Origin of the sequence: Micromonospora sediminimaris (genome assembly GCF_016863575.1) — a bacterium.
GTDB classification, from domain to species: Bacteria; Actinomycetota; Actinomycetes; order Mycobacteriales; family Micromonosporaceae; genus Micromonospora; species Micromonospora sediminimaris.
The window spans coordinates 42,105-65,331 of record NZ_BOPD01000011.1 but is presented as its reverse complement, the minus strand read 5'-3'; the positions used below and the strand labels follow the sequence as shown (position 1 = coordinate 65,331).

Annotated in this window: 23 protein-coding genes; 11 read left to right on the top strand and 12 right to left on the bottom strand. The window is 73.1% G+C overall.

Annotation, left to right across the window (positions count from 1 at the left end; all coding sequences use genetic code 11):
* The first annotated feature begins 12 nt into the window (after positions 1-12).
* The 4 genes from lanKC (at position 13) to Vse01_RS09600 (ending at position 6,387) form a co-directional block, all read left to right on the top strand.
* Positions 13-2,607, top strand: a complete 2,595-nt coding sequence (gene lanKC / locus Vse01_RS09615; RefSeq protein WP_232511291.1) for a class III lanthionine synthetase LanKC — start codon at positions 13-15, stop codon at positions 2,605-2,607.
* Positions 2,608-2,613: 6 nt separating this feature from the next.
* A complete protein-coding gene (locus Vse01_RS09610) occupies positions 2,614-2,733 on the top strand; it encodes a SapB/AmfS family lanthipeptide (RefSeq protein ID WP_093405935.1) in 120 nt (39 codons plus the stop codon).
* 73 nt (positions 2,734-2,806) lie between these two features.
* On the top strand, positions 2,807-4,534 hold the full coding sequence (locus tag Vse01_RS09605; protein ID WP_093405938.1) for an ABC transporter transmembrane domain-containing protein: 1,728 nt from the start codon (positions 2,807-2,809) through the stop codon (positions 4,532-4,534).
* The gene (locus Vse01_RS09600; protein ID WP_093405940.1) at positions 4,531-6,387 is read left to right on the top strand and encodes an ABC transporter ATP-binding protein; all 1,857 of its coding nucleotides are present in this window, start codon (positions 4,531-4,533) and stop codon (positions 6,385-6,387) included. Before Vse01_RS09605 ends, Vse01_RS09600 begins: the two co-directional genes overlap by 4 nt.
* 18 nt (positions 6,388-6,405) lie before the next feature.
* On the opposite strand, the gene Vse01_RS09595 is transcribed toward Vse01_RS09600, so the two are convergent.
* The 8 genes from Vse01_RS09595 to Vse01_RS09560 form a co-directional block, all read right to left on the bottom strand.
* Complete coding sequence (locus Vse01_RS09595; RefSeq protein WP_093406150.1) at positions 6,406-6,984, bottom strand: response regulator transcription factor; 579 nt, start codon at positions 6,982-6,984, stop codon at positions 6,406-6,408.
* Between the two features lie 124 nt (positions 6,985-7,108).
* The gene (locus Vse01_RS09590; protein WP_232511292.1) at positions 7,109-7,744 is read right to left on the bottom strand and encodes a response regulator transcription factor; all 636 of its coding nucleotides are present in this window, start codon (positions 7,742-7,744) and stop codon (positions 7,109-7,111) included.
* 161 nt (positions 7,745-7,905) lie between these two features.
* Positions 7,906-8,745, bottom strand: coding sequence for a hypothetical protein (locus Vse01_RS09585; protein WP_139233155.1), 840 nt, complete (start codon positions 8,743-8,745; stop codon positions 7,906-7,908).
* A gap of 755 nt (positions 8,746-9,500) precedes the next feature.
* Positions 9,501-10,451, bottom strand: coding sequence for a twin-arginine translocase subunit TatC (gene tatC, locus Vse01_RS09580; protein WP_093405948.1), 951 nt, complete (start codon positions 10,449-10,451; stop codon positions 9,501-9,503).
* An 18-nt stretch (positions 10,452-10,469) separates the two neighbouring features.
* Entirely contained in the window at positions 10,470-10,763 is a 294-nt protein-coding gene (gene tatA, locus Vse01_RS09575; protein WP_093405950.1) for a Sec-independent protein translocase subunit TatA, read from the bottom strand.
* 245 nt (positions 10,764-11,008) lie between these two features.
* Positions 11,009-11,257: a hypothetical protein gene (locus Vse01_RS09570; protein WP_093405953.1), complete on the bottom strand. Its 249-nt coding sequence runs from the start codon at positions 11,255-11,257 to the stop codon at positions 11,009-11,011.
* Between the two features lie 10 nt (positions 11,258-11,267).
* Complete coding sequence (locus Vse01_RS09565) at positions 11,268-12,290, bottom strand: helix-turn-helix transcriptional regulator (RefSeq protein WP_093405955.1); 1,023 nt, start codon at positions 12,288-12,290, stop codon at positions 11,268-11,270.
* Complete coding sequence (locus Vse01_RS09560) at positions 12,287-13,276, bottom strand: helix-turn-helix transcriptional regulator (protein ID WP_093405958.1); 990 nt, start codon at positions 13,274-13,276, stop codon at positions 12,287-12,289. Before Vse01_RS09560 ends, Vse01_RS09565 begins: the two co-directional genes overlap by 4 nt.
* 193 nt (positions 13,277-13,469) lie before the next feature.
* Here Vse01_RS09560 and Vse01_RS09555 point away from each other — a divergent pair, with 193 nt between their 5' ends.
* The gene (locus Vse01_RS09555; protein WP_093405960.1) at positions 13,470-14,582 is read left to right on the top strand and encodes a DUF3866 family protein; all 1,113 of its coding nucleotides are present in this window, start codon (positions 13,470-13,472) and stop codon (positions 14,580-14,582) included.
* Between the two features lie 39 nt (positions 14,583-14,621).
* Here the strand turns inward: Vse01_RS09555 and Vse01_RS09550 are convergent, their stop codons facing one another.
* From Vse01_RS09550 to rfbA, 4 genes are read right to left on the bottom strand one after another with little or no spacing between them, the layout of a single operon-like run.
* Entirely contained in the window at positions 14,622-14,807 is a 186-nt protein-coding gene (locus Vse01_RS09550; protein WP_093405963.1) for a hypothetical protein, read from the bottom strand.
* A gap of 53 nt (positions 14,808-14,860) precedes the next feature.
* Positions 14,861-16,219, bottom strand: coding sequence for a Pup--protein ligase (gene pafA / locus Vse01_RS09545; protein ID WP_093405965.1), 1,359 nt, complete (start codon positions 16,217-16,219; stop codon positions 14,861-14,863).
* Positions 16,220-16,275: 56 nt separating this feature from the next.
* Positions 16,276-16,893, bottom strand: a complete 618-nt coding sequence (locus tag Vse01_RS09540) for a dTDP-4-dehydrorhamnose 3,5-epimerase family protein (RefSeq protein WP_093405968.1) — start codon at positions 16,891-16,893, stop codon at positions 16,276-16,278.
* On the bottom strand, positions 16,890-17,804 hold the full coding sequence (rfbA, locus tag Vse01_RS09535) for a glucose-1-phosphate thymidylyltransferase RfbA (protein WP_093405970.1): 915 nt from the start codon (positions 17,802-17,804) through the stop codon (positions 16,890-16,892). Before rfbA ends, Vse01_RS09540 begins: the two co-directional genes overlap by 4 nt.
* 85 nt (positions 17,805-17,889) lie before the next feature.
* On the opposite strand from rfbA, the gene rfbB reads away from it, so the two are divergent.
* Genes rfbB through Vse01_RS09505 form a run of 6 tightly spaced genes read left to right on the top strand, consistent with a single transcriptional unit; the run spans position 17,890 to position 23,184 of the window.
* Positions 17,890-18,888, top strand: coding sequence for a dTDP-glucose 4,6-dehydratase (gene rfbB, locus Vse01_RS09530; RefSeq protein WP_093405973.1), 999 nt, complete (start codon positions 17,890-17,892; stop codon positions 18,886-18,888).
* Positions 18,885-19,769 carry a dTDP-4-dehydrorhamnose reductase gene (rfbD, locus tag Vse01_RS09525; RefSeq protein ID WP_198413180.1) on the top strand — a complete coding sequence of 295 codons (885 nt, stop codon included), beginning with the start codon at positions 18,885-18,887 and terminating at the stop codon, positions 19,767-19,769. Before rfbB ends, rfbD begins: the two co-directional genes overlap by 4 nt.
* Positions 19,766-20,164: a DUF2304 domain-containing protein gene (locus Vse01_RS09520; RefSeq protein ID WP_093405975.1), complete on the top strand. Its 399-nt coding sequence runs from the start codon at positions 19,766-19,768 to the stop codon at positions 20,162-20,164. Before rfbD ends, Vse01_RS09520 begins: the two co-directional genes overlap by 4 nt.
* Entirely contained in the window at positions 20,157-20,858 is a 702-nt protein-coding gene (locus Vse01_RS09515) for a glycosyltransferase family 2 protein (RefSeq protein WP_093405978.1), read from the top strand. The genes Vse01_RS09520 and Vse01_RS09515 overlap by 8 nt, the downstream gene beginning before the upstream one ends.
* Entirely contained in the window at positions 20,855-22,159 is a 1,305-nt protein-coding gene (locus tag Vse01_RS09510) for a polysaccharide biosynthesis protein (protein WP_093405982.1), read from the top strand. Before Vse01_RS09515 ends, Vse01_RS09510 begins: the two co-directional genes overlap by 4 nt.
* Positions 22,156-23,184 carry a glycosyltransferase family 2 protein gene (locus Vse01_RS09505; RefSeq protein ID WP_093405985.1) on the top strand — a complete coding sequence of 343 codons (1,029 nt, stop codon included), beginning with the start codon at positions 22,156-22,158 and terminating at the stop codon, positions 23,182-23,184. The genes Vse01_RS09510 and Vse01_RS09505 overlap by 4 nt, the downstream gene beginning before the upstream one ends.
* Positions 23,185-23,227 lie beyond the last annotated feature (43 nt).

The following is a 23,227-nucleotide window of genomic DNA, read 5'->3' as shown; positions in this document are numbered from 1 at the left end:
GGAGGCGACACAGTGGACGAGCGCTACGACAGCTACTGCGCTGCCGACCCGCTGTTCTACGACTCCCTCGGCAGCGCCGTCGCGCAGCCCACCTTCGCCGCGGCCAGCCGGCCGCTGCCGACGGGATGGCGACGGGAGTCACTCGACGACTGGCTCATCCACGCGCCGGACGGCGAGCGACTGCCGCAGCAGGGCTGGAAGGTGCACGTGTCGGCCACGGTCGCCAACGCCGACCGGGTGCTGGACGCCGTCTGGGACTACTGCGTCCCCCGGGGGCTGTCCTTCAAGTTCCTGCGCGGCCCCCGCACCCTGCTGCTGCGCAACTCCAAGTACGCCGCCCGCGCCGCCAGCGGCAAGTTCGTGACCGTCTACCCGCGCGACGACGCCGAGCTCGAACTGGTCTGCAAGGAACTCGACGAGCTGCTCTCCGGCGAGGCCGGCCCCTACATCCTCAGCGACCTGCGGTACGCGGCCGGCCCGGTGTACGTCCGCTACGGCGGCTTCGCCGCCCGGTACTGCCACTCCCCCGACGGCCAGGTGGTCCCGGCAGTCGAGGACGACACCGGCACCCTCGTCCCGGACCGCCGCGACCCGGTCTTCCACGTGCCGTCCTGGGTGACGCTGCCCGACTTCCTCGCGCCCCACCTGGCCGCCCGCAACGCGACAAGCACCGACGAGGTCCCCTACCGGATCGAGAAGGTCATCCACTTCTCCAACGGCGGCGGCCTGTACGTCGGACGCGACGGGCGCACCGACACCCAGCTCGTGTTCAAGGAGGCTCGGCCGCACGCCGGCCTGGACGCCGACGGCACCGACGCCGTCACCCGGCTGGCTCGGGAGGCCGCCGTCCTGCGCCAACTCGCCGACCTGCCGCAGGTGCCCCGGGTGCATGACGAGTTCGCCCTGAGCGACCACCGGTTCCTCGCCCTGGAGTTCATCGAGGGCCGCCCACTGAACAAGGTCCTGGTCGACCGCTACCCGCTTATCGACGCCGACGCCACCGACGAGGACCGCGCCGCGTACGCGAGTTGGGCGCTAGACGTCCACCGCCAGGTCGACGAGGTCGTCCGGGCGATCCACGCACGCGGCCTGGTCTACGGCGACCTGCACCTGTTCAACATCATGCTGCGCCCGGACGACCGGGTCGCGCTCGTCGACTTCGAGGTGGCCGCCCCGATCGACGGGCACCGCCGGCCGGGCCTGCGCAACCAGGGCTTCGCCGCGCCCCGGGGACGGACCGGCGTGGCCGTCGACCACTACGCCCTGGCCTGCCTGCGGCTGGCCCTGTTCCTGCCGCTGACCCAACTGGTCCGCCTCGTCCCGGCGAAGGCGGCGCACCTGGCCGACATCATCGCCGACACCTTCCCGGTGCCGAGAGACTTCCTCGACGCGGCAGTGGCCGAGATCACCGCTGCGGACGCCGAGTCCGGGGACCGCGTCCCACCCACCGCCGACGTCCCACCCGTCGACCGGGACCGGCTGGCCCGCGCCATCCTCACCAGCGCCACGCCCGCACGTACCGACCGGCTGTTCCCCGGTGACATCGAACAGTTCCGCAGCGGCGGGCTCAACCTCGCCCACGGGGCGGCCGGCGTGCTGTACGCGTTGCACCAGGGCGGCGCCGGCCGGTGGCCGGAACACGAGCAGTGGCTGGTCCGCCAGGCCACCTCACCCCCGTCGGGCACCCGCTGTGGCTTCTACGACGGCCTGCACGGCGTCGCGTACGCCCTGGAAGTGCTCGGTCGCCGGCAGGACGCACTCGACGTGCTCGACATCTGCCTACGCGAATCGACCACCGGGCTGGACCACAGCCTGGCCGGCGGGCTGGCGGGGATCGCCCTCAACCTGGCCGAGCTGGGCGGGCGTACCGGGGAACCGGCGCTGCGGGAGGCGGCCTGGCAGGTCACCGGAGAGTTGGTGGAACGACTCGCCGACGACCCCGGCGGCGACGTCAGCGGCGGGCGGCACCCCTACGCCGGGCTGCTACGCGGCCGGACCGGAGCGGCACTGCTGCTGGTGCGCCTGTACGAGCTGACCGGCGACCCGGACCTGCTCGACCACGCCGCCACCGCGCTACGACAGGATCTGCGTCGCTGCGTGGTACGCCCCGACGGTGCGCTGGAGGTCAACGAGGGCTGGCGGACCATGCCCTACCTGGGGCAGGGCAGCGTCGGCATCGGGCTCGTCCTCGACCAGTACCTGCGCCACCGCAGCGACGAGCAGTTCGCCGAGGCGAGCGCCGGGGTGCGTCGCGCCGCCCGGTCGCCGTTCTACGCGCAGTCCGGCCTCTTCGCCGGGCGGGCCGGCATCATCGCCTACCTCGCCGCCCAACCCGGCGATCCGGAGCTACGCGGCGAGCTGGACCGGCAGATCCGGCGGCTGGGCTGGCACGCCCTGCCGTACCGGGACGGCACCGCCTTCCCCGGCGAGCAGCTGCTGCGGCTGTCCATGGACCTCGCCACCGGCACCGCGGGCGTACTGCTGGCCCTGGCCACCGCCCGACCCGACGCCCCGACGACCCTGCCCTTCCTCGCGCCCCTCACCGGCGCACCCGACTCCCCCGCGACGGCGGGGGCGACCCTGACCCCGACGCCCGATAGGAGGTGACACGACATGGCGCTCCTCGACCTTCAGGGACTGGAGGCGGCTCCGGCCGACCGTACCGGCGGTGGTAGCCGGGCGAGCCTGCTGCTCTGCGGCGACAGCTCGCTGTCCGTGACGACCTGCAACTGATCGGACCGCACCACGCGAGGCCCTGGACGGTGACCTGACCGTCCAGGGCCACGCCGTACGACCGGGAGGACCGATGCGAACGCTGGCCGGCGAGGACCGCCTGCTGTTCCGGGTGGTCCGCGACGGTGGCGGCTGGACCGTCACGCTTGTGGTGGTGGCGCTGGCCGGTGCCGCCGCCGAACTGGCACTGCCCGCGGTACTGGGGCTGGCCGTGGACGCCGCAGTCGGTGGTGACGCCTCCCCCCGGTGGCCCGTGGTCGCCTGCGCCCTGGTCGTCATCCTGCTGGTCACCGACGTCCTCGGCGACCTGGCCGGCGGGTACGGAGCCGCCCGGGCCACCGCCCGGCTCCGCCGCCGGCTGCTGCGGCACCTGTTCGCGCTTGACGTCCGGGCCGTGCGCCGCTTTCCGGTCGGTGACCTGGTCGGCCGGCTGGCCGGGCAGGCCGCCGACACCGGGCAGGCCGGCACCGCCGTGGCACTTGGCGGGATCGCGGTCCTGCCGCCGCTGGGCAGCGTGGTGGCACTGTTCCTGCTGGAACCCGTCCTCGGGCTCACCCTCCTCGCCGGACTGGCCGTGCTGACCGTCCTCATGGCCACCTTCGTCACCGACGCCTCGGCAGTGATCACCGCGTACCAGCGGGTGCTCGGGACGATCGCCGGCCGGCTCCAGGAGGCGCTCGGCGGGTCCCGCACCATCGCCGCGGCCGGCACCACCGACGCCGAGTGCGACCGGGTGCTGGCGGCGCTGCCCCAACTGCGCGACCACGGGCGGCTCGGCTGGCGGTTGCTGGCCCGGGCCAACGCCCGGGTCGCGGCCGTGGCGCCGCTGCTCCAGGTCGCGGTGGTCGCCGTCGGCGGGTACGCGCTGAGCGTCGGTTGGCTGACCCCCGGGCAACTTGTCGCCGCGGTGCAGTACGCCGCGCTCGGGGCCGGGCTGGGTGCGGTGCTGGCCACCCTCAACCGGCTGGTCCGCAGCCGGGCCGCGGCCCGCAGGATCGCCGAGCCGCTGTCGTGTCCGGTCCGCCCCGACGGCGACGAGCCGCTGCCGCCCGGCGGCGGCCACCTGCGGCTGCGCGGGGTCGGTGTGCACGCCGACGACCGGCCGGTCCTGGACGCGGTCGACCTGGACGTGCCCGCCGGCTGCACGGTGGCCGTCGTCGGGCGTTCCGGCGCCGGCAAGTCCGCCCTCGCCGCCGTGGCCGGTCGGTTGTACGACCCGGATACCGGTGCGGTGCTGCTGGACGGGGTGCCGCTGACCCGCCTCGACCGGGCCGCGCTGCGGCGGGCGGTGGGTCACGCCTTCGACCGCCCGGTGCTGGTCGGCGAGACGGTGCACGACGCGATCGGCCTCGGTCTGCCCGAACGGGCGGCCCGGCCGCCGTCGACCGGTGCGCCGGCCACCGCCGCCGTGCTGGCGGCGGCCCGGGCCGCGCAGGTAGACGGGGTCGTCGCCCGGTTGCCCGACGGATTCCGCACCCGCACCGTGGACGCACCGCTCTCCGGCGGTGAGGCACAACGACTCGGGCTGGCTCGCGCGTTCCACGCCGAGCGGTTACTCATCCTCGACGACGCGACGTCCAGCCTGGACACCGCCACCGAACATCGGATCACCCGCGCGCTGACCGGCCGGGATTCGGGACGTACCCGCCTGGTGGTCACCCACCGGGTGACGACGGCCGCCGCGGCCGACCTGGTCGCCTGGCTCGAAGCCGGTCGGCTGCGCGCCCTGGCACCGCACCGGCGGCTCTGGGCGGACCCGGACTACCGGGCGGTGTTCGCGGGCGACGGTGTCCCCCGATGAGCCGCCCCGACGTCGGTCGGACGACGTGGCGGGCGCTGCGGGCGCGTCGCCGGGAGGTCGGCCGGCTCGCCGCGTGGTCGGTGGTCGAGTCCCTGCCGGCGCTGCTCGCCGGGCTGCTCGTCGCCCGCGCCGTCGACCAGGGTTTCCTGGCCGGCCGGTTCGCCACCGGCCTGGCCTGGCTGGGCGGACTCGCCGTGGCCATCCTGCTCGGCGCGGTGGCGACCGGCCGGGTCTACCGGAGCCTGGGTGCCGTGGTGGAGCCGTTCCGCGACGAGCTGGCCCGGCTGGTGGTCCACGGCGCGTTGCACGACGCCACTCGGGCCGGTGGTCATCCGGACAGCGCCCCGGTGGCCCGCCTGACCCATCACGTGGAGATCGTCCGGGACACCTTCGGTGGCCTGGTCATGGTGGTACGCGGCTTCCTGTTCACCGCCGGGGCGGCCCTGCTCGGCCTGCTGGCACTGGATCCGACCGTCGCGGTGCTGGTGGCGGCCCCGCTGCTCACCGGGCTGGTCGTCTTCGCCGCCGCGCTCCCGGCGATGATGGCGCACCAGCGCACCCAGGTACAGGCCGGTGAGGCGCTCGGCCGGTCGGCGGCGACCGCGCTCACCGGCCACCGCGACGTGCTCGCCTGCGGCGCCGAGGAACGCACGGTGGCCGAGGTCGACCGCAGGGTCAGCGACCACGCCGACGCCGAGCGGACGCTGGCCCGGATGTCCGCGCTACGCAGCCTCAGCCTCGGCCTGGGCGGCTGGCTGCCGGTGGTGGTCCTGCTGCTCGCCGCGCCATGGCTGGTGCGCCGCGGGCTGAGCACCGGCGCGGTGCTCGGCGCACTGGTGTACGTCACCACCAGCCTGCAACCCGCGCTGCACGCACTGGTGCAGGGTCTGGGAGGCGGAGGGCTGCGCTACGCCGTGACCCTGGAGCGGATCCTGGCCACCTGCCGCACCCCTTCGCACAGCGGTTCCGCGGCCACGCCCATCCCGGAACCTGAGGCTGACCCTCCGGCGGTTCGGCTGGCCGGCCTGACCTTCCGGTACGGTCCCCGTGCCCGGCCGATCCTGGACGACTTCTCGATGGACCTGCCCGAGGGAGCGCATCTCGCGGTGGTGGGGCCCAGCGGAACCGGCAAGTCCACCCTGGCCGCGCTGGTCGCCGGCCTGGTCGAGCCGGAACGCGGCATGGTCCACCTCGCCGGTCGGCCGGTGGCCGCCGTCGCCCCCGCCGACCGGGCCGCGCTGCGGGTGCTCGTGCCACAGGAGGCGTACGTCTTCACCGGCTCCCTGGCCGACAACCTCCGCTACCTTTGCCCGGACGCGGACGACACTGTCGTCGAGACCGCGCTGGCCAGGCTCGGTGCCGGCGCTCTCGCCCGGCGGCTGGGCGGTCTCGCCGCCACCGTCGCCCCGGCCACGCTCTCCGCCGGCGAGCGGCAACTGATCGCCGCCGTGCGCGCCTACCTCGCCCCCGCCCCGCTGGTCATCCTGGACGAAGCCACCTGTCACCTGGACCCGACGTTGGAGGCCACCGTCGAGTCGGCGTTCGCCCGACGACCGGGCACCCTCGTCGTCATCGCCCACCGGATCAGTTCCGCCGTCCGCGCCCGCCGGGTGTTGGTGTTCGACGAGGACGGACCGGTGGCGGGCAGCCACCACGAGTTGCTCGCCCGCTCACCGGCCTACCGGGAACTCGTAGGCCACTGGGACGGCGACGCGTCGGCATCGCCGGCCGCCGAGGCGGATCGCGCCGCCGACGGCGACCGTCCGGTCGGCGCGGATCGTGTCGTCACCACCGAGCGTGCCGCCGTCGCGGAGCGCGCCGCGGCTGCCGGCGGATTGCCGCATCTCGGCTGATCCGGCGCGGCAGCCTGGTCAGATCCAGCCCGCGTCCCGGGCCACCTGGACTGCCTCCACTCTGGTGCGCCCGCCCGTCTTCCGGATGATCCGGCCGAGATGATTGCGGACGGTGCCAGGGGCGAGACCGAGCGAGCCGGCCACCTCCGAGACCGGCGCGCCGCCTGCGGTCAGGCTGAGAATCTGCGCCTCACGCTGGGTCAGTGGGCTGTCCCGGTGCAGCGCCGCCAGCACCAGATCCGCGTCGACCACCGGCTCGCCACGGGACAGCCGGCGGATCCCGTCCACCACCCGCTGCGGCGGGACGTCGCTGCCGAGGACGCCGACGGTCCGGGACGGGGTGAGCATCCGATGCAGACTCCCGGCCCGGCGCGGCGCGGCGAGCACCAACAGCGGACAGGAGTCGGTCGCCGGCAGCCCCTCGACGAGGTCGAGGTCGACCACTGCCACGTCCGGACGCCGCGTGCGGATCGTCCACGTGACCACGTCGCCGCGATCCACCTCCGCCACCACACTGATGTCGTCCTCCGCGGCGAGCACGAGAGACAGGGCGCCACGGACCAGGGCACCATCGATAGCGAGCAGGGTACGGATCACCGTAGGCTCCCCGAGCATCGTCAGCTGGATCACCGAACGTCAGCATTCAAACACGCCCTGACCGGTTTCGCCCGTCGGCGGACGGCGGCCGGCCGGGGCCGCCGGGCGGCGGCCCCGGCCACTGTCACATCCAGCCGTCACGGCGTGCGAGCAGGACCGCCTCCATCCGGTTGCGGGCACCGGTCTTGCGCATGATCGCCGACAGGTGGTTACGCACCGTACCGTGCGCCAGGAACAGCCGATGAGCGATTTCCTTGAGCGGCAGTCCCTCGGCGGCCATCCGCAGCACCTCGGCCTCCCGAGGCGTCAGCGGGCCCGTGGCCGGCCGCAGCGCCGTCGCGGCGGCGGCCACGTCGATGACCCGCTCCCCCGCCGCGAGCGCCCGTACGGCCCGGACCAGCTCGTGCAGCGGCTCGTCCTTACCGACCAGTCCTTTCGCTCCGGCCGTCAGCGCCTCCTCCACCAGGCACCGGCCCCACCGGTCACTCAAGGCCAGAACCGCCGTCGCGGGTGCCGCCTCGGTGATCTCGGTGATCACCGCCACCGGCTCGGGAACGCCCGACGCCAGGTCGACAAGCACCACGTCCGGCAGGTGCCGGCGCACCATCGCGGGCAACTCACCGATACCCGTCACCTCGGCGACGACCTCGATGTCCTCCTCACCGGCCAGTGCCGCGCACAACGCACTGCGCAGCAGACCCATACTTTCGCCAACCACAACGCGGATCACCACGTAGCTCCGATCTGAGGTACGCGCCACGGCCGTCTCCCGGTCCCCTGGACGGGACTGCGCAGGTCGGCCAGACGCGAACGGACTGGGCCCGGCCCGTGGGACGTCGACTGGACGGCCCCGGGCACCCGTACGACCACGCCGGGCGACCAGCCGGTGATTCCCGGCGGCGCGGGCGGGTCAGGGCGGACTCAGCCGGGTCGGGCGGCCACCCCGGGGAAACGGCCCGCGTGCCGGCGGGGCGAACAGACATCGGCCCGGGCGCTGGCCGTCGCCGGCACCTGGCACCCGTCGAGGATCACCGCCCGCAGCGGCCCGGGACCGCCATCGGCACCGGCGACACCGTCTCCACCGGGCGGGTGAGGGCGCTGCGGAAAACCGGTCGGTGCCGGCGTAGACCCGGATCCAGCACCTGACGTGCCGGTCGAGGGCCGATGCCATTTGGCCGCCACCCCGGCCACGGTCGCGGCCGACGTCACCTCCCCCGGTGGTGCGCCCCGTGGTGTTGCGGCGGGCGGCGGATCGGGCGCCAGCGGCCGGGCCGGCGGGGTCACACCCGCGACAGGGTCGCTGGTCGGTGCCCACGACGTCGATCTGTCCACTGTGTACGGGCCGGTGGCGGACCGTCCCGGCAGCACCGGAAGCGTGGGGGTGACCAGTTCCGTCAGCTGCGTGACCGGCGTCGTCACCGTTGCCACGCCGGACGAGACCGCCGCGACGACCGTGACCAGCACCGGCCGTACGACAGCCTGGGTTCGCCCGATGACGGCTTCCGTGGCGGGCAGGGCCGCAGCAAGCAGAGGGTCCGCGCCCGTCGTGGGCAGGGACGCCAGGGCCGCCGTGGGCGAGGCTGCCACGCCGGTCGCGGCCCGGGTCACCTCCGGCAGTAGCGGCAGGCCGGTCCCCTCGGCCAGGACCGGAGTCCGGTCGCCAACGACCGGTACGGTCGACCGGGCCGGCGGTGCCGCGAGCGCGCGCCCGACCGACCCGGGGTCCGCTGCCGAACGCTCGCCCAACGATTGGTCGCCCATCGGACGGTCACCCGGTGCACGGCCGGTGAGCGGCCGGTCACCCGGTGAGCGGTCAGTCAGCGATCGGTCAGCCGGTGAACGGTTGCCCGGTGACGGGCTGGCGGACGGACCATCGGGCGCAGGCCCTCGGCTGCCACGCGCTGGTGGCGCCGCCGGGCGGTCCCCAGCCGGTCGGCCGCTCCGCGCCGTGCCCCTTCGCGCACCCCGCCGGTCATCCTGCCGACCGGCGTCCGGGGAACCCGGCGTCGCGCTCCGACCCGCACCGCGATGCCGGGCCTCCGGGCGTTCGACGAGGCCGTTGATCAGATCATCGATGGGCGAGGTGGACCGGATCCGTTCGAGTTTGCGCTCGTCGACGCCGACCGACGGCACAGCTGCGGTGTCCGCGCTGGCCGGGTCGCTCGACAGGGCACCGAGGATGAACCCGACGCCGACGGCGGCGGCTCCCGTGAAGGCGAAACGGGCGATGGTGGCCCCCAAACGCGCTGCCGAGGCGTCGGGCCCCCGCCGGGCGGCGGGTGGACGGCGGAACGTCGGACGGCGCACGGAGCCTCTCTCTCGCCGAGAACGTCGACTCATCGTATTCAGTCCCGTACCCAGTCGCTGACCGTGAACAACGGGGTGACGGATTGCCGACTGTCCGGCTGACGGCGGCACGGCCGTCAGGTAGCCGCGCGGTTCGCTCCCCACACAAAGAGCGACAAGCCTTCCAGACGTGGAAGGCTTGTCGCTCTGGTGCCGCGAAGCGGCACGGGTCAGGTCACGTCGTCGTAGCGTCGCTCGATCGACAGGGGCCGGGCCACCGGCTCGGGGGCGTCGACCGGACTGACCCCGCCGACCGGCTGTCCCGCCTCCACCGGCTCCCGGTCGAACTCCAGCGGCGACGCCTCGTCGTCGTCGGTGTCCGCGTAGAGCTCCTTGCCGCGTCCCTTCCGCCGGTCGTTGAGGAACGCGACCCCGACCGCGATGAAGTAGAGCAGCGACAGGCACAGCGCCAGCAACGTCATGCCGAACGGCCCCGGGTCGGGCGTGGCCACCGCCGCGAACGCGAAGCAGATGAAGACCACGATCCGCCACCAGCTGAGCAGCCGCCGGGCGCTCACCACGCCGGTGAAGTTGAGCATCAGCAGGGTGAGAGGGAACTCGAACGCCACCCCGAAGAGCAAGATCATGGTGGTGACGAAGCTGATGTAGCGGGTGACTTCCAGCTGCGAGTCGGTGCCGGTGACACCGGCTTCGAGCAGGAACGCCAGGCCCTTGTCGACGACCAGGAAGGCGAGCACCGCGCCGGCGGCGAACAGCGGCGCCGCGATCGTCACGAAGACGTACGCCCACTTGCGCTCATGCCGGTGCAGCCCCGGCGCGATGAACGCCCACAACTGGTACAGCCAGACCGGGGCACCGAGGATCAGACCGATCCAGAGCGCCAGCTTGAGCTTGAGGATGAAACCGTCGGCGGGGGCGAGCATCAGGAACTGCTGGCACTCGCCGTCGACCATCATTCCCGGCAGCCGGCAGTACGGCTGTTTGAGCAGGTCGAACGCCGGCTGGGCGAGCAGGTAGCCCCCGATCAGCCCGACGACGATCGCCAGCGAGGCGCGAAACAGCCGATCGCGTAGCTCGCGGATGTGCTCGACGAGGGTCATCGAGCCGTCGGCGGCCCGCTCGAAGTTGCTCGGTCCGCGCTTGCGGAGTCCGAAGGCCACGGTTACCGGACCCGCGGATCAGTTCTCGCGGACGCGCTGCACCGGGTCGACGACCGGCTGCTGCACGGTGCCCTGGTAGGGCTGCTGCTGCGGTGGCGCCGCCTGCTGCGGCGGGTACGGCTGGTAGCCGGCCTGCGCGTCGGCCTTGCCGGCGAGGTCGCGGTCGTCGTCAGCAAGGCTCTTCGTCTCGGCCTTGATGATCCGCAGCGAGCGACCGAGGGACCGGGCGGCGTCGGGAAGCCGCTTCGCGCCGAAGAGCAGGATCAGCACGACCACGAGTACGGCGATGTGCCACGGCTTGAGGGCACCCATGTGAAGCTCCAGTCGCTTGTGCCAACGGGGGTGTTCCGCAGCCCATCGTACGTGCGACGAGGGCCGTTGCCACCCGCCGGGGCGGTGGTGGTTCGTCCCGGCGGGTGAAGTCTCGGCCAACCGCGAGTGTCCCGTCAACCAGGCGGCTGGATCATTCTGCGCGAAGTCGGCTCGCCGCGTGCAGGAGGACGCACCGTACGGGCAGAAACGCGCACCGAGCGTTCTCCGCCGGTGGACCGGCGGCTTCAGTCGCCGCGGCGGGCTTTTATCACGGTGAGCCGCTGCTGGGTCGTCTCCAGCCGGCTCTGCAACCCCTCCGCCCGCTGCTGAAGGCTCTCCGCCGCCTCACGCAGCGCCGTCGCCTCGTCGGCACGCCGCTGCAACGCCAGCGCCGCCCGACGCAGCCGGGGCAGTCGCGCCAACACGGGTCGTACCGCCAGGGCGAGCAGAACCAACGGCACCAGCACCAGCGCGAGCACGATCCACTTCAGCACGCCGGCCAGCCTACTGCCTGTCGCCGGCCGCCGCCGGGTCCGCGCCGGCCGGCACCGGCCGGGCGTACGCCTCCAAGGCCGCCACCGCCGACTCGTGGATCTGCCCGGCCAGCTCGGCCGGCGCGACCACCTCGACGTCCGGGCCGAGACCCAGCACGAACCGACGGGCCCAGCCGAGATCGCTGACCCGCAGCGACACCACCCACCGTTCGCCGTCGGACTCGACCCGCTCGCAGGGGTAGTACTCGGTGATCCACCGCTCACCCCGGCCGATCCGCAACGTGATCAGCGGCAGGTCGGGCGAGGGCCGGAACGCCCCGTCGCGTAGATCCTGCGGTCGGGCCTGCGGCGGCACCACGGCCGGCTCGGCCAGCTCGGTGACGGCGTCGATCCGGTCGGCCCGGAACAGCCGCACCGCCTCGGCGCGACGGCACCACGCCTCCACGTACGTCCGGCCGCCGACCATCAGCACCCGCAGCGGGTCGATGATCCGCTCGGTGGTCTCGTCGCGGGTCGCCGTGTAGTACGTGATGCGCAGCGCGCGACCACCCTCCACCGCGGCGCGCAACTGCTCCACCCGCCCGGTGTCCCCGGGCAGCCGCACCTCCACCGGTGCGGCGACCAGGTCGCCGGCCGCGTCCTCGATCTTCGCGAGGGCCCGCTCGACCGCCTCCCGGTTGGCCACCCCGGGCGTCTCGGCCAGCATGCGCAACGCCACCACCAGCGCCAGCGCCTCGTCCGGAGTGAGCCGCAGCGGCCGGTCGATGCCCGCGTCGTAGGTGATTGTCACCCGGTCACCGTCGAAGGCCATGTCGATCAGGTCACCCGGGCCGTACCCGGGCAGCCCACAGACCCAGAGCAGCTCCAGGTCCTCCCGCAACTGCCGCTCGGTGACGCCCAGGTCACCGGCCGCCTCGGCGATCTCGATCCCGGGCCGGGCGAGCAGGTACGGCACCAGGTTCAGCAGCCGGGCCAGCCGGTCCGCCGAGGCCCGGGAACCAGCACGCGCCGCCGGACGGGTCGGGCTGCTCATGGCACCACCGCCAGGGTGTCGTGTCGGGCGGCGATCTCCTTCAGCCGCTGGATGACCGCCTCCCGGACCTCGGGCGGGTCGACCACCCGCACGTCCGGCCCGTAGCCGACGAGGTGGCCGGCGAGCGAGCAGGCGTCGCCGTACGGCAGGACCAGCCGGTCCGCGTCCGACCCGGCGGTGACCTCGACCGCCCAGCGGCGCAACCCGGCGGCGCGCCCGGGGGTGACCAGCACGGTCGCCCGGCCAGATCGCTCGACCGGGCCGGACCAGCGGGCCACGTGACTGATCAGGTCGACTCCGGTCGGGGGCTGGTAGGCGCCGGGCTCGCCGGTGGCCCGTACCACACCCACCACCCGCGACAACCGGAAACAGCGGGTGGCGTCGCGATCCAGGTCGTGGCCGACCACGTACCACCGGCCCCGCCAGCACACCACACCCCACGGTTGCAGCCGGCGCCGCGCGGGTGCGTCGCGGTCCGGAACCCGGTAGTCGAAGCGGACCTCCCGCCGGTCGCGGGCGGCCGCGGTCAGTGGCGCGAACGCCGGATCGACCGTCACCATCGGCTCCAGCCCGAGGGTGGCCTGCGGGTCCACGTCCACACCGGCGGCGCGCAGCTTCGCCAGCCCCGACGAGGCAGCGGCGGCCAGGCCGGCGTGCTGCCACAGCCGCGCGGCGATGCCGACCGCGGCGGCCTCGTCCGGCTGGAGGGGAATGTCGGGCAGCGCGTACTCCCGGCGGGCGATCCGGTACCCGGGCTCGGCGTCGAAGGCGCTCGCCGTCCCGGTCTCCAGCGGTACGCCCAGCTCCCGCAACTCGGCCTTGTCCCGCTCGAACTTGCGCTGGAAAGCCTCGTGCTCACGGGCGTCGTCCGGATCGTGCTCATAGCCGGGTACGGTCGCGGCGATCTGCGCGGCGGTCAGGAACCGCCGCGTGGACAGCAGGCAGATCACCAGGTTGACCAGGCGTTCGGTGCGGCTGCGCGACACCCCGTAGACGCTAGCAGCCCTGACCTCCCACGCAGGCACCCCACGCCCCCCACCTTCACTCCCCGTTCCCCCTCTCGTCGATCTTGCACTTGTGGTCGGCGATATGCGTCTTTTGAGGTGCTACGCGGGGGCAGAAAGTGCAAGATCGCGGGGTGGGGTGGGTGCGGGGTGGGGTGGGGGTTAGCGTGCGGGGGTGGTGCGGTGGCGGGCAGGTGCGGTGGTCGGGGTGCGTCGGCGGTGGGCCGGGGCGGTGGAGCTGGACGTCGAGGTGGACGGCGGCGGCTCGATGCGGGCGCTGGCATATCCGGCACTGGTCGGTGAGCCCGAGCCGGGCGATCGGGTGCTGCTCAACGCCGGGGCGCTGCTGATGGGCCTGGGCACCGGCGGGTACGCCCTGGTCGTCGCGCTGCCGGAGCGGCTGCCGCCGGACCCGCCGCAGGCCCTCGACTCCCGCGACGCGGGTCATCTGGTCAAGGCCCGCTACACCCCGTTGCAGCCGATCCTGCTCGGTGTCGACGAGGAGGCGTCACCGCACCGGGAGGTGCTGGCCGCGGCCGACGACCTGGCCGGTCTGCCGGTGGTCACCGCCGATCTGCACTCCGCGCTGCCGGCAATCCTGGCCGGCGTTCGGGTGGACGCGCCGCAGGCGCGGGTGGCGTACCTGCTCACCGACGGCGGGGCGTTGCCCGCCTGGTTCTCCCGCACCCTCGCCGGGCTGAGCGACGAGTTGGTCGGCACGATAAGCGTCGGGCAGGCGTTCGGCGGCGACCTGGAGGCCTCGACGCTGCACAGCGGGCTGCTCGCCGCCCGACACGTGCTCGACGCCGACGTGGTGGTGGTGGCGCAGGGCCCGGGCAATCTCGGCACCGGCACCCGCTGGGGCTTCTCCGGGGTGGCCGTCGGTGAGGCGGTAAACGCCGTCGCCGCCCTCGGCGGCCGCCCGGTCGGCTCGCTGCGAATCTCCGCCGCCGACCCGCGACCCCGGCACCGTGGCGTGTCGCACCACAGCCTCACCGCGTACGGCCGGGTGGCGCTGGCCCGTGCGGAGCTGGTGGTACCGGCGGACCTGGAGCCGCTGCTGGCCGCCGAGGTCGACGCCGCGCTGGAACCGCTCGCCGAACGGCACACCCTGGTGCGGGTGGACACCACCGGGCTGGACGCGGCGCTGCGACGCAGCCCGGTACCGCTGTCGACGATGGGGCGCGGGCTGGACGCCGACCACGCCTACTTCCTGGCCGCCGCCGCGGCCGGTCGACACGCCGCCCGGCTGGCGGCGGAGCCACCCCCGGCATCGGCCGGGCGCTGACCAGGGGCAAGCGCTGCTGCCGGGGCCCCTGCCTGCGCCTCAGGCGAAGATGATCAAGGCGGCCCAGGCGCCCACGATCAGCGCCAGGGCGACGGCCAGCACCCAGGTGGGCACGGTGTACTCGCCGCGGCGGTTACGCTCGATCTCGGCGCGGATCTTGTCGCGGCGGCGTTCGAGCCAGCCCTGCCGCTGAGCGCCCGGGGAAGGAGGTTCCGGAGGAATCATGACCCCACCAGCCTACCCGGGGCCGGCCGGTCGGCACGGCCCCGGTCGACCGGTCACATGCTGGCGATCAGCCGCTCCACCCGCTCGTCGTACGCCCGGAACGGGTCCTTGCAGAGCACGGTCCGCTGCGCCTGGTCGTTGAGCTTCAGGTGCACCCAGTCGACGGTGAAGTCCCGCCGCTTCTCCTGGGCGTGCCGGATGAACTCACCGCGCAGCCGGGCCCGGGTGGTCTGCGGCGGCGTCTCCTTGGCCTCGAAGATCTCCGGATCGGTGGCCACCCGGTCCACGTCGCCGCGCCGCTCCAGCAGCGCGTAGAGGCCCCGCCCCCGACGCAGGTCGTGGTACGCCAGATCCATCTGCGCCACCCGGGGGTGCGACAGCGGCAGGTCGTGCTTGCGCTGGTAACGCTCGATCAGCCGCAGCTTCGTCACCCAGTCGATCTCCCGGGAGACCGGTTCCAGGTCACCGGTCTCCACCGCCCGCAGCACCCGACCCCACAGCTCCACCACCCGCTTGGCGGTCTGGTCGCCGCCCCGGCGCTCGACGAACTCGGTGGCCTTGGCGAGGTACTCCTGCTGGATCTCCAGGGCGCTGATCTCCTTGCCCGAGGCCAGCCGCACCTTCCGCCGGCCGGTGATGTCGTGCGACACCTCCCGGATCGCCCGGATCGGATTCTCCAGGGTGAGGTCGCGCATCACCACGCCACCCTCGATCATCCGCAGCACGATGTCGGCGGTGCCGACCTTGAGCAGCGTGGTGACCTCGTTCATGTTGGAGTCGCCGACGATGACGTGCAGCCGGCGGTACCGTTCCGCGTCGGCGTGCGGCTCGTCGCGGGTGTTGATGATCGGGCGGCTGCGGGTGGTCGCCGAGGAGACGCCCTCCCAGATGTGCTCGGCCCGCTGCGACAGGCAGTAGACCGCGCCGCGCGGCGTCTGCAACACCTTGCCGGCACCGCAGATCAGCTGCCGGGTGACCAGGAACGGGATCAGCACGTCGGCGAGCCGGCCGAACTCACCGTGCCGGGACACCAGGTAGTTCTCGTGGCAGCCGTACGAGTTGCCGGCCGAGTCGGTGTTGTTCTTGAACAGATAGATCTCCCCGGCGATGCCCTCGTCGTGCAGCCGCTTCTCCGCGTCGATGAGCAGCCCCTCCAGGATCCGCTCGCCGGCCCGGTCGTGGGCGACCAGGTCGACCACCGAGTCGCACTCCGGGGTGGCGTACTCGGGGTGTGAGCCGACATCCAGGTAGAGCCGAGCGCCGTTGCGCAGGAAAACGTTGCTCGACCGGCCCCAGGACACGACCCGGCGGAAGAGGTACCGGGCCACCTCGTCAGGGGACAGCCGCCGCTGTCCGCGGTAGGTACAGGTGACGCCGTACTCGGTCTCCAGACCGAAGATTCGCCGTTCCATGATGAGACATTAGCCGTACGGAGGCCCTGTTCGTCACTGTCGGGGACGTGCCGGCCTCAGCCGTCGGTGGAACCGGCCATGGCGGAGAGAGTCTCGACATACCGACGGCACGTGTCGTACTCCGGCAGCAGCCCGGCCGCCCGAGCCTGCGCCAGGGTGGGCGCGGCGGCGTCGCGGGCGGACAGCTGCGCCCCGGTGGTCGGCCAGTCGATGCCCAACTCCCGGTCCAGCGGGTGCACGGTGTGCTCGGCCGACGGGTTGTACGTGGTCGAGCAGAGGTAGGTCAGGGTGGCGTCGTCGGTCAACGCGCAGAACCCGTGGCCGAGCCCCTCGGCCAGGTAGACCGCGCGCCGGTCGACGTCGTCCAGGCGCACCCCCTCCCACCGGCCGAAGGTGGGCGAGCCGAGCCGCAGGTCGACGATCACGTCCAGCACGGCCCCCCGCACACAGGTGACGTACTTCGCCTGCCCCGGTGGCACGTCGGCGAAGTGGATACCGCGCACCACGTCACGGGCCGAGATGGACAGGTTGCCCTGGGCCAGCCGCAGCGGATGCCCAACCGCCTCGACCAACCGGTCGAAGCGGTACCACTCCAGGAACAGCCCGCGCGGGTCGCCGTGCTGCCGCGGGGTGATCTCCCAGGCACCCTCGACGCTCAACGGCCGCAGCTTCATCGGACCGCACCCGCCCCACGGAACTCACCGGTCGGTTCCTGCCGCCCCCCACCGGCGAGCAGATCGAGCAGGTAGTCGCCATAGCCGCTGCGGGTCAACGGCTCGGCCAGGGCACGCAACTGCGCGTCGTCGATCAGCCCGGCCCGCCAGACGGCCTCCTCGACACAGCCGATCTTCATGCCCTGTCGTTCCTCGATCACCCGGACGAACTCCGCGGCCTGCACCAGCGAGGCGAACGTGCCGGTGTCCAGCCAGGCGGTCCCCCGGTCCAGCACGGTGACCGACAGCTCACCCCACCGCCGGTACGCCTCGTTCACCGCCGTGATCTCCAACTCGCCCCGGGCGCTGGGGGTGAGCCCCCGGGCGATCTCCACCACCCGGTTGTCGTAGAAGTACAGGCCGGGCACCGCGTACCGGGACATCGGGCGCTGCGGTTTCTCCTCGATCGACAGCACCCGACCCTCGGCGTCGAAGTGCACCACGCCGTACGCCTGCGGATTGGCCACCGGGTAGGCGAAGATCCGGCCGCCCACCGGCTCGCCCGCCGCCGCCAGCTGCCGGCCCAGGCCCACCCCGTGGAAGATGTTGTCGCCGAGGATCAGCGCCACCGACTCGTCGCCGATGAAGTCCGCGCCGAGCAGGAACGCCTGCGCGATGCCCTCCGGGCGAGGCTGGGCGACGTACTCCAACCGGAGCCCGAACTGAGCGCCGTCGCCGAGCAGCCGCTGGAACTGGCCCTGCTCCTCCGGCGTGGTGATCACCAGGATCTCGTGTATCCCGGCCATCACCAGGGTGGAGAGCGGGTAGTAGATCATCGGCTTGTCGAAGACCGGCATCAGCTGTTTCGACACCGCCCGGGTGATCGGCCACAGCCGGGACCCGGTGCCACCGGCGAGCAGGATTCCACGCACCCGCGGCAGCCTACCGGCAATCGGACGCGCAGCCCCGCCTCGCCTGCACTGTCGATGTGGCCGTTTCGCGTAGACTTTCGGACCCGTGAGGATCCTGGTCACCGGCGGCGCCGGCTTCATCGGTTCGGAATACGTCCGGACGCTGCTCGGCGTCCCCGGTGGCGGCGCGGCGGGCGTGCCGGCGTGGAAACCGCCCCAGGTCACCGTGCTCGACGCGCTCACCTACTCCGGCAACGTGGCCAACCTCGCGCCGGTGGCCGACGACCCCCGGTTGCGCTTCGTGCAGGGCGACATCCGTGACCACGACGTCGTCGACCGGGCTGTCGCCGGGCAGGACGTCGTCGTGCACTTCGCCGCCGAGTCCCATGTCGACCGTTCGATCGCCGGCGCCGCGCCCTTCGTCACCACAAACGTCCTCGGTACCCAGAACCTGCTCGACGCCGCGCTGCGCCACGGCGTCGCCCGGTTCGTGCACGTCTCCACCGACGAGGTCTACGGCTCCATCGCCGACGGCGCCTGGACCGAGGACTGGCCGCTGGCCCCCAACTCCCCCTACTCGGCGTCGAAGGCCGGCTCCGACCTGCTCGCCCTGTCCTACCACCGCACCCACGGCCTCGACGTGGTGGTGACCCGCTGCTCCAACAACTACGGGCCCTACCAGTACCCGGAGAAAGTCATCCCGCTGTTCGTCACCAACCTCCTCGACGGACACCGCGTCCCGCTCTACGGCGACGGCGGCAACGTACGCGACTGGCTGCACGTGCACGACCACTGCCGCGGCATCGCCCTCGTGCAGGACAAAGGTCGCGCCGGCGAGATCTACCACATCGGTGGCGGCACCGAACTGACAAACAAGGAACTGACCGCCCGGCTCCTCGACGCCTGCGGCGCCGGCTGGGACCGCGTGACACCCGTCGCCGACCGCAAGGGACACGACCGCCGCTACGCCCTCGACATCACCAAGATCAGCAAAGAGCTCGGGTACGCCCCCAGCATCACCCTCGACACCGGTCTCGCCGAGACCGTCCGCTGGTACCGGGACAACCGCGACTGGTGGGAGCCACTGAAAGCAGCGAACGCGTGAGATTCCTGGTGACCGGGGCCGGCGGGATGCTCGGACGCGACCTGGTCGACGTCCTCGCCGCGCGACCGGAACACCGTCTCACCGCGGTCACCCGCACCGAACTGGACATCACCGACAGCGTCGCCGTGCACGCCGCCGTCGACGGGCACGACGTGGTGGTCAACACCGCCGCCTGGACCGACGTCGACGGCGCCGAGGCGCACGAGTCGGCGGCCACCGCCGTCAACGGCGACGCCGTCGTCCACCTCGCCACCGCGTGCGCCGCGCACGGCGCCCGCCTGCTGCAACTGTCCACCGACTACGTCTTCGACGGCACCGCCACCACCCCCTACCCCGAGGACGCGCCGACCGCCCCGCTCAACGCGTACGGTCGCGGCAAGCTCATCGGGGAACAGGCCGTCACCCGGCTGCTGCCCGACACCGGATACGTGGTGCGTACCGCCTGGCTCTACGGCACCCACGGCCGCAACTTCGTCACCACCATGCTCGACCTGGCCGACCGACGCGACACCCTCGACGTCGTCGACGACCAGCACGGCCAGCCAACCTGGTCCCACGCCCTCGCCCGCCACCTGGTCAGGCTCGCCGAGGCCGCCCACAGCGGACACGCCGCACCCGGGATCTACCACGGCACCTGCGCCGGCGAGACCACCTGGTTCGACCTGGCCCGCGCCGTGTTCGCCCGGCACGGCCTCGACCCGGACCGGATCCGCCCCACCACCAGCTCCCGGTTCGTGCGACCCGCCCCCAGGCCGACGTACAGTGTGCTGGCGCACGGCCGGTGGGCCGAGGCCGGGCTGCCGCCGCTGCCGGACTGGCACGCCGCTCTGTTCGACGCGTTCATCCCCACCGCCCCACGCTTCCCGCGGAGGGTCGTATGAAGCTCACCCTGGTCACCGGCCTGACCGGCCTGCTTCTGCTGGCCACGATCGTCGAGCTGCTGCGCCGCCGCCAACTACGCGAGAAGTACGGCATGCTCTGGCTCGGCCTGCTGTTCGTGGTGATCCCGCTGTCGCTGTTCCCCCGGCTGCTCGACGGCGTCGCCGACCTGCTCGGCGTCGCCTCCGGCGTCAGCCTGGTGCTCTTCCTCGGCATCGTCTTCCTCCTGCTGGTCTGCATCCATCTCAGCTGGGAGGTCAGCGCGCTGGAGGAGGAGACCCGCACCCTCGCCGAGGAGTTCGCCCTGCTCCGCGCCGAAGTCGAAGCCGAACGGACGGAACGGGCGGAGTGGACCCGACGCCTGGACCGGACGGAAGTGGTCTCCCGCGATGGTTGACGGCGAACGACTCCTCATCATCATTCCGGCGTTCAACGAGGCCGCCTCCATCGGCGACGTCGTCGGCGAGATCCGCGGCGAACTACCCGCAGCGGACGTGCTCGTCGTCGACGACGGCTCCACCGACCACACCGCCGCCGTCGCCATCACCGCCGGTGCCCGCGTCGCCCGGCTGCCCTACAACCTCGGCGTCGGTGGCGCCATGCGGCTCGGCTACCGCTACGCCCACGACCACGACTACGACGCCGCCGTGCAGGTCGACGCCGACGGGCAACACGACCCCCGGTACGTGCCGAAGCTTGTCGACCTGCTCGGCGACCACGACCTGGTCATCGGGGCCCGGTTCGCCGGCGAGGGCGAATACACCGTGCGCGGCCCCCGCCGCTGGGCGATGGCCGTGCTGTCGCTGGTGCTGTCCGGCCTGGCCGGCACCACACTGACCGACACCACAAGCGGCTTCCGGGCCGCAAACCGACGGATGATCGAGATGTTCGCCCACTGGTACCCCGTCGAGTACCTAGGCGACACCGTCGAGACGCTTGTGCACGCCGCCCGGCGCGGCTACCGGATCCAGCAGGTCCCGGTCGCCATGCGCCGTCGGATGGCCGGCACCCCCAGCCACTCCCCCACCCGGGCGATGATCTACCTCGGCCGGGCCCTGGCCGTCCTCACGCTCGCCCTCATCCGCCGGTGATCCGCCGCCTGCTCCGCTTCGTCCCACCCGGCACGGTCGGCGTCGGCATCGGCCTCGCCGTGGTCGGACTGGCCTCGTACGTCCACCTCGCCGTGGCCGGACACAACCTCGACGCCGCCGACTACTCCTCACTGTCGGTGCTCTGGTCCGTCGTGTTCACCCTCGGCATCGGCGTGTTCTTCCCCGTCGAGCAGGAAGTCGCCCGCCTCGTCGCGGCCCGGCGCACCCGCGACCTGCCACCCGGGCCGGTGCTGGCCCGCGGTGCCGCCGTCGCCGCCGCCGTGCTCGGCCTGCTCCTGGTGCTCACCGTCGGTGGCGCAGACTTCCTCACCGATCGGCTCTTCGACGGCGACCCGGCGATGGTGCCCGCCCTCGGTGGCGCACTCGCCGCACTCGCCGTCGCACACACCAGCCGAGGTGTGCTCTCCGGCCTGCGCCGCTTCGGCTGGTACGGCACCCAACTCGGCCTCGACGGCGGACTGCGCATCGGCCTGGTCGCCGCCCTCGCGGTCGCCGGCGTGGACTCCCCCGTCGCCTACGCGCTGGTCCTGGTCGCGGCACCGCTGGCCGCCGTCGCGCTGACCGTCGCGCCGGTCGCCCGGACGGCCGGCGGTGGACCGACGGTCCCCTGGCCGCCGCTGCTACGCGGACTCGCGCTGCTCACCGTCTCCAGCCTGCTCGCCCAGGTGGTCGTCAACGTCGGAGTGATCAACGTACGGCTGCTCGACCCGGCCGAGGTCGCCACCGCCGGCGCGCTGCTCTCCGCGCTGGTGCTGGTCCGCATACCACTGTTCGTCTTCGGCTCGATGCAGGCCGCGCTGCTCCCCGGCCTGTCCACCGCCGCCGCCACCGGCGACGAACCGGCCTTCCGTGCCCTGCTCCGCCGATCCCTGGCCGTCGTCACCGCCCTCGGGGCCCTCGGCGGCACCCTCGCCGCCCTGTTCGGCCCGGCGCTCGTGCGAGCTCTCTTCGACACCTCCGACGTCCTCGGCCACGGCGACTTCGCCTGGCTCTCGGTGGCCACCCTGGCGTACCTGTGGGCGATGGTGCTCGGTCAGGCCCTGCTGGCCCGCGACCGGCACCGCGCCCAGGCCCTGGCCTGGACCATCGGCGTCGCCGCGCTGGTCCTCGCGACCCTGCCCCCACTTCCCGTCGCGCTGCGCGTCGAACTCGGCTACACCGTCGGTTCCGTGGTGGCCGCCGCCGTCATGATCACCCTGCTGCGCCGTCGCCGGGCCACCCCACCTGCCCCACCGGTCGCCGCGCCGATGCCCGCCACCACCAGCGGAGGAACCCCATGAGACCGCCCCGCGTCACCGCCGTGATGCTCGCCTACGGCGCCGAGCCCTGGCTGGTTGACGCCGCACGGGCCGTACTGGCCAGCACCGGCGTCGACGTCGAGTTGGTCGTGGTCGACAACGGCTGCACCGGCCACGGCATCGACGTGGTCAAGGGCCTGCCCGGCGTACGAGTCATCCGGCCGGAGGTGAACACCGGCTACTCCGGCGGCTGCAACGTCGGTGCCGCCGAGGCCACCGGCGAGTGGCTGGCCTTCGTCAACTCCGACGCCATCGTGGCCCCCGACGCCCTCGCCCAGGTCGTCGCGGTGGCCGCCGAGCCGGGGATCGGCGCCGCCATGGCCTCCATCCGGCTCGCCCACGACCCCGACCTGATCAACACCTCGGGCAACCCGCTGCACTTCACCGGCCTGTCCTGGGCCGGCGGCAACGGCGAACCGGCCAGCGCCCACGCGGAGCGCACCGCCGTACCCTCGCTGAGCGGCTGCTGCTTCGTCATCAGCCGCCACCGCTGGGAAGAACTCGACGGCTTCCCCGACGCGTACTTCGCCTACCACGAGGACACCGAACTCAGCCTGCGGCTGTGGCAGCGCGGCCTACGGCTGGAGTACGTGCCCGACGCCGTCGTCCTGCACCACTACGAGTTCTCCCGCAACGACCTCAAGCTCTACCTGGTCGAACGCAACCGCCTGCTCACCCTGCTCACCGCGTACCAGGGCCGGACCCTGGCACTGCTGGCACCGATGCTGCTGCTCACCGAACTCGCCATGCTCGCCACCGCGCTGGTGGGCGGCTGGGGACGCCAGAAGACCCGCGGCTGGGCGTGGCTGTGGCGTCACCGGAACTGGATCCGCGCCCGTCGACGCCGCCTCCAGGCCGAGCGCACCGTCGGCGACGGCGCCCTCGCCGACCTGATGACCGCCCGCGTCGCCCCGTCGAACGTGCCGGTCCCACCCGGGATGGGTGTCTTCAACGCGGTCGCCGCCGCGTGGTGGGCAGCCGCCCGGCCACTGCTCGCCCGCCGCTGACCCGCCCCGAAACCGTCCACCGTACGCCGAACGTCGACCGTCG